Genomic DNA, 12,318 nt, shown 5'->3' on the forward strand with positions numbered 1-12,318 from the left:
TCGGAGTTTACTCAGGTTTGAATGACTACCATGCGTTGTGAAACTGTCGCCCCACAGCTTTCCGCCCACTTTGACGGCGAACTCTCCCAGAAATTGTCCCTTGAGATCGATTCGCACCTCGCGCATTGCGAGTCGTGCAGTGCGGAGTCTCGCAGCTTTGAGCGAATCAGTGACTTGCTCGGTGCAAGCAACCTCCATGAACTTCAACCGCCGTCGTGGGCAACCGTCGCCAAACGATTGCAAGCCGAGCAAGCAACACCGGTCACCTTGCCGAGCAACTCGCCATTCACAATTCCTGGTCGATCGAAGGTCAAGGACTTTATGGTGATCGTGGCTTCTCTGGCCGCGTCGATCTTGATTCTCGCCTGGACTTGGCGACCGGCTGACCAGCCGACTCAGGTGGCTCAGTCGGTCCATTCGAGCCATGCAGGTCCCGCGATAAACGCGACGGCCATCAATTTTCAAGAGACGGTTTCGCTACAACAGCAGGACACTGGATTGGCAATGCAAGCCCTGACGCAAAAGTACGAGGGCCGAGAAGCGTCGGCTGAGGAAGTCGTCAAGAATGTCGGCTTCCAACCGATAACGCAATCGTCTCTGTCCGACGGTGTGAAGTTGGTTTCGACCCAGCTTCTGAAAATGCCGCAGTGCAATTGCGTCGATGGTGTTTGCATGTGTGGTCCCGGCGAATGCAACTGCGTTGCTTGCGTGTGCCAGCGTCCTGACGGGTCGACTTTCCTAGTCGTCGAGCAGTGCCACGGCCAGAACGTCAACTTCGGCGAACTGCCAGTTCGGCTTGTGCAGCGTGGCAACCACGAACTGCAGGTGACCGGCAATGAAAAGGGGCTGGCAGTGACATGGACTGCCAACAAGACGCGGAGGCTTGCCGTTGGTTTACGCGATCTGAACGAGATGGATCAATTACTTGCCATCAACTGAGTTCATCCGATGGCCTTGGTATTCCGCATTTGTGCGGTCATTGCTCCGCCTGCGTTGAAGTGGTCGTTGCGGCGCAATCAAATTGCGACGCTTGCGGATCAACCCCAGTGAATCGCTCGATTCGATCGCTCGTAAGCTGAGGAGCAGAAGCCTGAGAAGCAGCGAAGGACGCGTCGTGATCAGAGTCGCGCTACCATTGACGATGAGCGACGACGGTGGGAAGAAAACCCGATTCCTCACCGGCAAAGCGTCGTCCACGGCTCACGAAATGCTGTCAATGAATGCCTGGGCAGAACTTTCAAAAGAATTGGATTTTCCGTGAAGGATTCTCGTTGGTTACGCATCTAACGCTTGAAATTGACCAGAATGTCGTTTTGCCGTTGTGCGGATTTTCACCGAGCGAGTCGGTACTCGCCAAGCCGGAGCAGCGGAACGGCGCCCAATACCTTTCCATTTGAAGGATGTCTGAATGAAGATTGCACGATTCGTTTTTACTTTCGCAGCTGCCGCCGCAGTTTTCGTTGGGGGCCTAAACTCCGCATCCGCGATCGCTCACGAAGGCCAAGATCATGCTGCAGGGCACGACCATGAAGCGATGATGAAGGCTGAGAAAACGATCAAAACTGCGCTTTCGTCACTGTCCGCAGAAGACCAGGAACTGGCAGCGGCTCAGCGGTTTTGTCCGATCATGACCTACGATCGCCTCGGCGCGATGGGCACACCGTTGAAGGTGATGATCGAAGGCAAACCGGTTTTCTTGTGCTGCAAAAGCTGCACGGAAGATGCCTTGAAAGGCGGAGCCAAGACCGTCAAGACTGCTGAGAAACTGCGCGACTCAACTGCAACGCTTGCCAAGTTGCCGATGAACGAACGCATGGCCGCCGAAGCACAAAAGTACTGCGCCGTTGCCAACACCAGCTTTCTCGGTTCAATGGGAGCGCCCATTAAATTGGTCGTCGAAGGCAAGCCCGTCTACTTATGCTGTAGCGGATGCACCAAGAAAGCCCAAGCCGACCCGGCCGCAGTTCTCGCCAAAGCTGAAGAACTGAAGAAGGCTGGTACGCTAGAAGGCCACGACCACGCAGCCCACGGACACGGCGATCAAAAGAACTAAGAGTCGCTCGATTCAATAGGAAGTTGGCACACTTGATGCTCTCTTGGGCATTTCGTGCGATAGGTCGCCGCAGTATCCTCTCTGCAGCGGCCTATCTGCTTTATTGGTTCATGCGCTCAGAGGGATTTATGGGCGGGCCGCAACCAACGGACTGTTGAGCTTGCTGGTTGAGGCTCGACTTCCTCGTTTTGCCCATCGGATGACTGGCAATTCCAAATAACGATGAATCAGATCCGATGCCACGTAGGTAATCGGGTACACGATCAACGTGCAGTAGACCGCAAGTAAGAAGCGATTGTTCATATTCGGGGCGACCTGCAGCAACCCGAATAAAGCTAATTCAATAGCAACCCAGTGAAGTAAGTAGGTGACATAACTCGTTCGCCCCAAGAACTGCATTGGCCTGGATAGTAAAATGGTTCGAGCCCATTCAAGTGCTCGCACTCGGTTTGCATGCACCCGATCGTACATTACGAGAGTCATTGTTGCGAACCAGATCTTGTATGGCAGGCTCGACTTCAAGAATGGAACTCTTCTGTCAAGTAATATCAACAGCGGCACTAGGCCGATGGAAGTTTCGCAGGTAAGAGTCCGTGGCAATTGTCCCGATCCGAGCGAGTTCGTTCTCAGCCAAGTGTTTTGTCGGCTTATCTGACGAGAACTTAGGCGATCGAAGAGTTCAATCCCTTGCTTTACTTCAAAGGAGCTGGGAGATAAAGAACCATTGCTCCCGATTCCAACCTCCTCTGCTAATCAGATTTCGTCCAACCGTAACAATGCGTACCACATCGGTGTATGTCGGTGTATGTCGGTGCGGTTTTTTCCGCGAGTCATCCAACTCCCTGACTCCCCCTCTCCGACAGGCCGCGGCAGAATCCCCACTGCTGGGGCCTATCTGCGTTTTTGGACATTTGTTTCCCAAACAAATGATGAAGAAAACAGTGTTGAACGGCATCTAAAAAAGCAAACGACCGTGCTTCCCATTCACGACGAAAACAAGGCGAAAAATGAGTCACTTCTGGCGAATGCTGCTGGGATGCATGATCCCAATACTCATGGTTTTTGTTTTGCCTTTGTTTGGGGTCAGCGAAGGCGTGACCCTAGCCGTATTCCTCGTTCTGATGCTCGGATGCCACTTACTCATGGTGCCAAACGATCACTCGGCCCACGTTGATCATCACCACAAACACGAGAGCAATGATCATGCAAACTCTTAGCATTAAACGATTCGGTTTCGCGATCGCCAGTGCCTCGGTGGTGTCGTACCTCGGATGTGTCTTCGTAATGTTGACCGTCCCAAAAGATGTCGCAATCCGGTTCTTCAATAGCCTTATGCACGGCGTTGATGTGACAACCATCATGCGTTGGGACATGCCAATCGGCGAGACAGTATTAGGTGCCGTTGGAATTTTCGTGTTGGGATGGTTGTTCGGTGCGTTGATCGCATGCTGCTATAACTGCTGCGGAAAAGAGAGCGGGAGTAGGGAAACTGGGAGTCGGGCGTGAAGGAGTTGGGAGACACAGAGTGTTTCTTAAACTCACGCTCCTAATCTCCCTGCTAACTCCCTATGGTCCGTCGTTTGCAGACGTGCAAGCTAACAGGACGCAATTCTTGAATGCAATAAACTAGGTTAAGGAATGAGTGATTCAGAATCATCTGGTGGCTACGAAAAAAACAGTCTGTCGCTAACCGGATCAGTTGCGATGGGGACTGGTGTGATGATCGGTGCGGGGATTTTTGCACTCACCGGACAAGTTGCCGAACAGGCGGGCGGCCTGTTCCCACTCGCTTTCGTTGCGGCGGCGGTCGTGGCGGGGTTCAGTGCCTACAGCTACGTGAAGATGGCCGAGCAGTATCCGTCGGCGGGCGGAATCGCGATGTTCTTGATGAAAGCTTACGGTAAAGGAACCGTAACGGCTGGCATGTCGCTGTTGATGTATTTTTCAATGGTCATCAACGAGAGCCTCGTTGCTCGAACCTTTGGTACGTACACATTGCAGTTGTTCGATGCGAAGGATAATCAGTTCCTCGTTCCCGTCTTGGGCGTTGGGCTACTGGTCGCTGCATTCATCGTCAACATACTCGGAAACAAATTCATCGGCACGTTTTCGACTGTTACGGCGGTCATCAAGATCGCAGGCATCCTCTTGTTTGCTGGCGCGGGCCTCTGGGTTTCGGGTTTGAATTTTGAAAGCGTGGGTGTGACGGAGCGTACATCCGGTGGCAGTTTCCTCTCCGCAATCGCTCTGGCACTGCTGGCCTACAAAGGATTCACGACAATTACTAACAGTGGATCTGAGATCACTCACCCGAAGAAGAACATTGGCCGATCGATCATCATTTCGCTCTCGATTTGTCTAGTCATCTACCTGCTTGTTGGATTCGCCGTGGCTGGCAATTTGTCCATCGCAGAAATCATCGAAAGCCGAGATTACGCACTTGCCGAAGCAGCACGACCGGCATTTGGGCAATGGGGGATGTATTTCACAGTGGGTCTCGCGATCGTCGCGACGATTTCCGGACTGATCGCCAGCACGTTTGCCGTTTCTCGAATGCTGGCCATGCTCAGTGAAATGAAGCTCGTGCCGCACAAGCACTTCGGAATGCCCGGCGGTATTCAAAAGCATACGCTTGTCTACACCGTCGTCTTTGCAGTCACGCTGACTATTCTCTTTGATCTATCGCGGATCGCATCGCTCGGAGCGATCTTCTACATCGTGATGGACATGGCGGTGCATTGGGGCGTGTTGCGTCATGTTCGCGAAAAGGTCAACGCCAATCGCTGGATGCCGATTACCGCAATCGTGCTCGACTCCATCATTCTCGGAGCGTTCCTTTGGATGAAAGCGACCAGCGACATGCTCGTCATCTGGGTCGCCCTGGGCGGAATTGTCTTCATCTTCGCTGGCGAAAAACTCTTCCTCTCTTGGACGGAAGATGACGACGACTCGAATCATGCGGACGGTCATGCTGCGTAGTTGTCTTGGCGGCAAGAGCAAACGAAACAAATACTCAGAGAATCAAACACGAGGAACATCATGGAAAAGAATTCAACACCAATCGGATGGCTCAACGTCCTCTTCATCCTTTGCCTCTTTTTGCCGGTTCTCGTTCTGTTGATGATGCCTGGCGGAACGATGATGGGCGGCTTCCTGTGGCTGCCGATCGTTCTGCTACTGTGCTTTTGGATGATCGCCAGTATGGCGGCGGCGGCACGTGCTGGGCAACAAGAAGAGACCGACCACACCGTCGACGATGGCATTCGCATGATTCCGGACGCCGAACAGCCGGATGCGATTCGCGCGGTGATGGATGTGCGAGTAGCGATGCGGCAAAATGGTGCCGGGATTTTTCGCGGACGGCTAACCACACCTGCCGATGAAGCGTTAGTTCGACTGGAATCGGACCTTGGCGAGAATGCTGTTCCCATGATTCAACAGGACGAAGAACTGGGAACTGCCATCGTTCTGATGAATCGACCAACCGAAGAAGCGGTCCTGGAACGACCAACCCGACTTTGGCTGCACTGGCTCCTATTTGGTTTGACGTTCTTAACGACGACCTGGGCGGGCGCACTGCACCAAGGCACCAATCTGCTGGAGCAACCCAGCGAAATCGCGGTTGGGCTTTGGTACTCCGTGGGCCTGATGTTGATCCTCGGCGTGCATGAGTTGGGCCACTACTTCATGGCCCGGCACCATGGATTGAATGTCTCGCCGCCGTTTTTCATACCTGTCCCTTTTGCGTTGGGAACTTTCGGTGCCTTCATTCAAATGAGGTCACCAACCAGGAATCGACGAGCATTGTTCGACGTTGCCGTGGCAGGCCCGCTGGCGGGACTCGTCATCGCGATACCGGCGTTGTTGATCGGTTTACAAACGACCGAAGTGCTGCCACCGGATGCGGAACCAGCGTCAGCGATGATGGGGCACGGCACGTCCGCGGGATCGTCTTTGCTCTTTGCCTTGATTTCCAAGATTGCCTTGGGCGATCAGCTTCAAGACGGGTATCTACTGCAACTCAGCCCGCTCGCTTTCGCCGGTTGGCTGGGTTTGTTGGTCACAGCGTTGAACCTGATGCCGATCGGTCAACTTGACGGAGGACACATGGCCCGAGCAATGTTCGGACGGCGCGTCGGAGAAACGATCAGCAGTGTCGCCATGTGGTCGCTATTCCTGCTGGCGATCTTTGTTTGGCCCGGACTGTTGTTCTTCGCCTTGTTCATCTACTTCATCGCCGGACGAGGAACACCGCCGCTCAACGACATCACACCGATCAGCCCCGGTCGACGCTGGATCGGCTACGCTACCTTCGTGATCCTGGCACTCATCCTGATCCCGCTGCCCCACAAATTCTGGCACGCAGCGGAGATTTATTGCCCGTACTTGTAAATTGTTCGGTCGTGGCGAACTCAGCAGATATGTTGTGGATACAACCAATTTATGAACCAGAAAAACGGCAAGCGTTGCTGCAGGAACCGTCGGAAGAAATCCACTTGAGGCTATTGATGAGCAGCATTCTTTCATCACTCAAACGTTTTACCGGCAGGACATCAGGATGATCGACTCAACGGCAAGAAACCGACTTCTTCCTTTGGTGGCATATTTTGCCAGCGCGTTTGTCCTGCATTTAGCCTGGGAAACTGCGCAAATGCCGTTGTTTGAATCTGGTGACGCACCCTTCCAGGACACTTTCTGGATGTGCTTCAAGGCAACCGCCACAGGTGACATGCTCTTCATGCTCGCGCTGTTTGCGACTATCGCGACGATTCACGAAGACATCTGGTGGCTCTCGAATCGAGAAAGTTACTTGCATCCCGCAACTTGGGTCGTTCAGATCGTAATAGGCGTCCTACTGGCCGTCAGTTTTGAACTGTGGGCCGTTCATGTTGTAAATCGCTGGGTCTATGATTCCATGCCGTTGGTCCCCATCCTTGGTGTCGGGATTACACCCATGTTGCAAATGACACTCATTCCCGTTGCTTCGACCGCAATCTGCCGGGTTGTGGCCAAGCGAAGTTGATAGTTCAAAACAACCATGCGCCGTGATTCCGTCCGTTTGACGAAATGACGTTCTGGTAAAACTCCGAACAATCGCACTCCGATAATTGTCTCCACGTCGTTAGGCGAGCCCCGTTTCGTCCTTCCGATCCGCTCGTGAAGAAGGTTAAGGAAACAAGCGTTTCGCAATACCACTGCACTCACTTCCATCTCACATCGCATCCGTTTGATTGCACCGAGTCGTGTACCGTGCGATGGGTGCCGCACGCAGCGACGTCGCACAGGAAAAGGAATACGGCCTGACAACTTCGGTTCCCCGAAACAGAGCTCCGGGGTTGATTCCAGGCTCACGCTTTCTGAAAAACATAACTCTCAGAGTCTCTGGTTCTTTGCCGACACCGGTTAACACGAAACGCCATCGCCTTCACGCAGGATTCGCAGATGTCGATGCATTGAGCACAGCAGCTTGGACAGTCGTTGTCACTCTTCTTTCCGCCCATGACTTCCAGGCATTCCGTGCTAGCGACCACACACTGCTGACACGCTTCGATACAACTTTTGAATTGGCTGACCAGCCTTTTTCAGCTCGGCAACTTTCGCAACCTACCCAATTCGTCAAGCCGTTCTACCGTGACGCGATCGGGCGTTCAGGCTCATTCTCTAAATCCGCGATCAACGCCTTCATCTGAGCAATTTCTTTTCTTTGCGCCTCAATGATCTCATCGGCTAATTCACGGACCCTTGGATCACTGATCTCAGCCCTTTCACTGGTCAGGATCGCGATTGAGTGGTGAGGGATCATAGCCTTCATCCAAGCGACGTCTTGAACCGTTTCTTGGCTCCGGACGAGGTACAAAGATCCAGTGAATACCACGATGCTGGTGACAGCAATCGCGATATTGGTCTTGGTGTCTTTGTACATCCCTAGCATGAACGACAGCATGATCATTGCCATGGTCGAACCCATCACCAACGCCATATAGAAGCGAGTCTCGCTCCAATAGACGTGATCGATGGCGTAAGTGTTCAGGTACATCAACAAGAGCATGACTGCGGTGGACGTTGCGATCATGGCTCCAAAAAGGCGATATTTGGACACGGTACTAATTCCTTTGGCTGTAAACTTGTTAGAGGCGATGGTGGCATATTTCGGCAAATCGCCATCCCGACTGACGCACTACGCAGATGGCGTGCCAACATCGATTTGTTCAAATCCGATGGGCGCGATCACCGGAGAGTTCGCAGTCATCGCAAATTCAACTGGCTAGATTGACGGCTCCGCGGCCAGCCTGTTCGATCTTCGCTCAAGCAGAAGCGAGCGAGTCATCGCATAAGAATCGCGCATCGAAGGATTGATGCCAAGGCTGACGCGTTCCCAACTGCGCTGGATGTGGACGTTTCGATCGTCGCTGACGAGTGGGGCCTTGCCACTTCGGTGGAACTAGATGACGTGGCAATGTGTGGATCGCGCTGTCGGGTGCCGGATGTTGCAGTTAGGTTATCGCGAATAGTTTCGTGCTAACGATTCAGTTTCGACGTCGGACGATTCGCATGGGGCCGATGATGTAGGAAGGATTTTGTTGATGGGCGACTGCAGCGGCTTGCTGGCTGTCGGTTGCTGGGACCACGACACTTAGTGGCCGTCCATATCCTCCCGCCTGTGGATACATCGTGACCTCCCACAGGTCAAAGAGACCGGCGTCGTAGGCTTGTAGATTTAACTGCAATTGCTGAATCTGCCGCAATCGCATTTGCTGTTGTTCGTACGCGCGTGTTTGCGCTTGTAGAAAGAACGACTCTTGCTCCTTTTCGTCATAGTCTTCCTTGGCCGCCAGCCAGCGTTCCCAGCCCGGCTTGAGCATCGCGAAGGTTTCGTCGGTGAAGAGGAAGAACGGGACGCAGTACAGATTGCTGTCCTCTAGTTCGATCATCACACCCGCACACTCGAAGGTTCGTGGTTTGCCTCGCTGATCGCGCGCCCAGTCTTCGAGTCCCTTTTCACCGTCAATTTCTTCGGACGTGAAATGCGCGACCAGCTTGGGAATGATGGCGCGGTAGACGCCAGGCATCTTGTCGAAGCGTTGGTTGTTGACGTAGACCTTCCCTAGCCGACGCTGAATGGTGACGCCGTGCTTGTCAAAGCCGACGATTCGCCCGGGGAGTTTCAGGCCAGACTTCAATTCCCAGACTTGATTGCCGCTGCCACCGCCGGTGATCGTGTCCTTCGTTTGGGTTTCGAGGTACTTGCGGTCCGAGTCTGACAATTGCTCGATCGGGACAGCGACCAAGTCATCGGGCTTTCGTTTCAGGACAACGGTCGTGTCGCTGTAACCGATCAGGTCGGCGTCGACTTGGTATTGCCCTGTTTTGTCGGACCATTCGCGAGCGAAAACGCTCGTTGTTGTGGTCAGTGTCAATAGGAACGTAATGGATCGTATGGTGTTCATCAGTCATTCCTTCGGAGAAAACTTAGGAGGTGGATGTACCGCTGCTGCGTGTCAGCACGACGACGCTACGAGGGTTTACGTGGTAGCGGCTGTTTTCGATCGCGACTTGCGATTCCCGACCAGCAATATCGAGCGGACTGGAAAGCGAAGTGTCGATTGCCCGCATCCAGATGTTTGAACTGTCGGCGTGAAGGTCAAAAACGCGTTGACGAGTCGATGCGTTAACCATCACGTACAGATCGGCTTCGCTCGCTGACCGGCCGGAGAGGTGATAGGCCAGAGTCTGCGACTCGGAGGACATATCCACTTCAGGCGATTCGGCACCGAACCAACGAATATCGTCACGCCAAAACGTGGAACTTCCAATTGTTGGATGCGTTTTGCGAAACGCGATCATCTTCTTGAAGAAGCGAAACACTTCTTGGTTTGCTTCGAGTCGACTCCAATCGAGCCAACTTGTTTCGTTGTCTTGGTTGTACGGATTGTTGTTGCCGCCCTGGGTTTGCATGAATTCGTCACCCATACGGAACATCGGCGTTCCGGCGGAAAGCATTAACAGACAGCAGAAGTTCTTGACTTGGCGTTTGCGTAGGTCGAGCACTTCTTGCGATGCTTCTGTATCGCCTTCCCAGCCGTTGTTGCAACGGAACTCCGTCGGGCCGTCTCGATTGTCTTCACCATTGGCCTCATTATGCTTTTCGTTGTACGAAACGAGATCGTAGATTGTGGAGCCATCATGGGACGCAATGAAATTGATACTTTGAAAAGGCCGGAATGACTGCGATGGATGATCGGGAAACAGGTCGCTGCTTCCGTACAGTCGTGTCATCAGGTCCGGCACCGTGCCAGCGTCACCACGAACGAACCGTTGCAAAGTATCGCGATAGCGGCCGTTCCACTGCATCCAGGTTTGCCCAGGAAAAGAGCTACCAAGCTGATAGAGTCCGGCGGCGTCCCATGGTTCGGCAATCAGTCGGACGTTGGCCAAGTCGGGATCACTGGCGATTTGGTCAAACAAGGGTGGCTGTTGCAGATTGACGTTTCCTTCCGAGTCTCGCGAAAAGACCGATGCAAGATCAAACCGGAAACCATCGACGTGCATTTCCTTGGCCCAATATCGCAGGCTATCGACGATGAGTGAGCGAACGGTCGGATGCGCCGTATCAAGTGTGTTGCCGGTTCCGCTGAAGTTTGCGTAGGGCGAGGCCGGATCATCCGACGCAACGTAGTAGACGTCGTTGTCAATTCCCCGGTAGCAGTAGGTCGGTCCGTGATGATCGCCTTCGCACGTGTGGTTGAAGACGACATCCAAAATGACTTCGATACCGGCTGCATGCAGTTCACGAACCATTTCGCGAAATTGGCTGTGTTGCTCGCAAGACGACTGATGAGCAGAATAGGCGTGGTGGGGCGAGAAAAAGTTCAAGGGCATGTAGCCCCAGTAGTTATTGTCTGCCGGGTCGAATTGGAAGACGGGCATCAATTCAACTGCGGTAACGCCGAGCTCCTTCAGGTACGGGATTTTCTCCACGACACCAGCGAATGTCCCCCGATTACTGGCCTCGACATTTGAAGAGGGATGCCGCGTGAAGCCACGAACGTGCATTTCGTAGATGACAAAATCGGAACCATGGCGGATTCGCTGTTCATCGCCCCAGTCAAACGGACATCTGCAAACGTCCAAACGCCCCAGCGGAACGCGGCCCGCGTTGGAGCCGGGCGAGCGTGCTGCCTCGCGATTGAAGCAATCGGGAAAATAGATGCTTCGCGAATACGGATCGAGCAAGACTTTCTCAGGGTCGAAAGCGTGCCATGGCAAAGCGGCACCCTCGACCGGCCCGTCAACTTGGTAAGCGTAGTATTCCGAGTCACCGGCTTCGGCGATGGGAACTCGACAATGCCAAATCGGTCCCGACTTGTTTCTCAGTGGATCAAGCGCCACGGAGTGCCACGGAACTCGCAGTTCATCCTTGAGGTACATCAGCAACGTTACGCTGCGAGCGTTCCCCCCGTGGAGTGCAAAGTTGTAGGACTGTTCGTGTTCCAGCCAAGTGACACCCAGCGGTCGCGGCGTGCCGTCGGCCCGCTCCCAATTTGGTCCGAGCGTTGGCCGATGCTGCGTCACCGATCTCACATCGGTGCCGCAGTGACGACAGTGGGATCGAATCGTCTTTTGAATCATTGAGCTATCCGGTTCTGGTGCCCTGATCGCGTGCGTTCAAACTCGACCTGCAGGCTCAGCAGTTCCGATCGCAACCGGTCGATCTGCCACTGCAAATGTTGCATCGGGTCGGCGGTGATTCCTGGCTGCTCGGCTCGCTCCAGCGCTAGTCGTGCGAGCTGCGCGGCAAGCTCTATTCGCTTCATCTGGTCGTCGCGAAGATATCCAGATGCTTTGCTTGCCCAAGCAAGCTGTTTCTCCGCGAGAATCGCGTCATTCTTTACCGATTGTAGATGACTTTTGTGCAGGTCGTGATCCGCATGTTTCCCGACCTGCTCAACCAACTTCGTCGCGTAGGCAACTTGGTTTTCAAGCCGCAGCAGCAATAGCTTCGAATTCAAGTTGGGAATTCGTCGATTGGCGGCCAACGCGGTTTGCAGATCGCGTTTGGCCAGCTCCAGATTCTTCTGGAAGTAGCGAGCGTCGATATCGGTGGCCGCGTGTTCGTTGTGCGCTTGTTCGTTCTGTGAGTTTTCCTGAGATATCGCAGCCGAAACTGCAAAGACAGCAATGACTCCAAAGACCAAGACGGCCAACATCCAGGTCTTCACACGCGTCGGTTGTGACGGAGTGTGTGATTCGCATTTTCGACACAT

Annotated in this window: 10 protein-coding genes; 6 read left to right on the top strand and 4 right to left on the bottom strand. The window is 53.7% G+C overall.

All coding sequences use genetic code 11. The features are described 5' to 3' along the window. The first annotated feature begins 30 nt into the window (after window positions 1–30). From TBK1r_RS20475 to TBK1r_RS20500, 6 genes are all read left to right on the top strand, one after another. Complete coding sequence (locus TBK1r_RS20475) at window positions 31–939, top strand: anti-sigma factor family protein (protein ID WP_419580208.1); 909 nt, start codon at window positions 31–33, stop codon at window positions 937–939. A 469-nt stretch (window positions 940–1,408) separates the two neighbouring features. After that, window positions 1,409–2,053 carry a hypothetical protein gene (locus TBK1r_RS20480; RefSeq protein ID WP_419580209.1) on the top strand — a complete coding sequence of 215 codons (645 nt, stop codon included), beginning with the start codon at window positions 1,409–1,411 and terminating at the stop codon, window positions 2,051–2,053. A 1,203-nt stretch (window positions 2,054–3,256) separates the two neighbouring features. Then, window positions 3,257–3,559: a DUF5676 family membrane protein gene (locus TBK1r_RS20485; RefSeq protein ID WP_145214717.1), complete on the top strand. Its 303-nt coding sequence runs from the start codon at window positions 3,257–3,259 to the stop codon at window positions 3,557–3,559. Between the two features lie 132 nt (window positions 3,560–3,691). Then, window positions 3,692–5,032 carry an APC family permease gene (locus TBK1r_RS20490; RefSeq protein WP_145214720.1) on the top strand — a complete coding sequence of 447 codons (1,341 nt, stop codon included), beginning with the start codon at window positions 3,692–3,694 and terminating at the stop codon, window positions 5,030–5,032. A gap of 60 nt (window positions 5,033–5,092) precedes the next feature. Continuing rightward, on the top strand, window positions 5,093–6,445 hold the full coding sequence (locus tag TBK1r_RS20495) for a site-2 protease family protein (RefSeq protein ID WP_145214753.1): 1,353 nt from the start codon (window positions 5,093–5,095) through the stop codon (window positions 6,443–6,445). Window positions 6,446–6,611: 166 nt separating this feature from the next. After that, window positions 6,612–7,076, top strand: coding sequence for a hypothetical protein (locus TBK1r_RS20500; RefSeq protein ID WP_145214755.1), 465 nt, complete (start codon window positions 6,612–6,614; stop codon window positions 7,074–7,076). 603 nt (window positions 7,077–7,679) lie between these two features. On the opposite strand, the gene TBK1r_RS20505 is transcribed toward TBK1r_RS20500, so the two are convergent. From TBK1r_RS20505 to TBK1r_RS20520, 4 genes are all read right to left on the bottom strand, one after another. Beyond that, window positions 7,680–8,153, bottom strand: coding sequence for a DUF305 domain-containing protein (locus TBK1r_RS20505; protein ID WP_145214757.1), 474 nt, complete (start codon window positions 8,151–8,153; stop codon window positions 7,680–7,682). A gap of 427 nt (window positions 8,154–8,580) precedes the next feature. Then, window positions 8,581–9,501, bottom strand: coding sequence for an SHD1 domain-containing protein (locus tag TBK1r_RS20510; protein WP_145214759.1), 921 nt, complete (start codon window positions 9,499–9,501; stop codon window positions 8,581–8,583). 22 nt (window positions 9,502–9,523) lie between these two features. Continuing rightward, window positions 9,524–11,683: a glycogen debranching protein gene (locus tag TBK1r_RS20515; protein ID WP_145214761.1), complete on the bottom strand. Its 2,160-nt coding sequence runs from the start codon at window positions 11,681–11,683 to the stop codon at window positions 9,524–9,526. After that, the gene (locus TBK1r_RS20520; protein WP_419580210.1) at window positions 11,680–12,318 is read right to left on the bottom strand and encodes a hypothetical protein; all 639 of its coding nucleotides are present in this window, start codon (window positions 12,316–12,318) and stop codon (window positions 11,680–11,682) included. Before TBK1r_RS20520 ends, TBK1r_RS20515 begins: the two co-directional genes overlap by 4 nt.

Origin of the sequence: Stieleria magnilauensis (genome assembly GCA_007753675.1) — a bacterium.
GTDB classification, from domain to species: Bacteria; Planctomycetota; Planctomycetia; order Pirellulales; family Pirellulaceae; genus Stieleria; species Stieleria magnilauensis.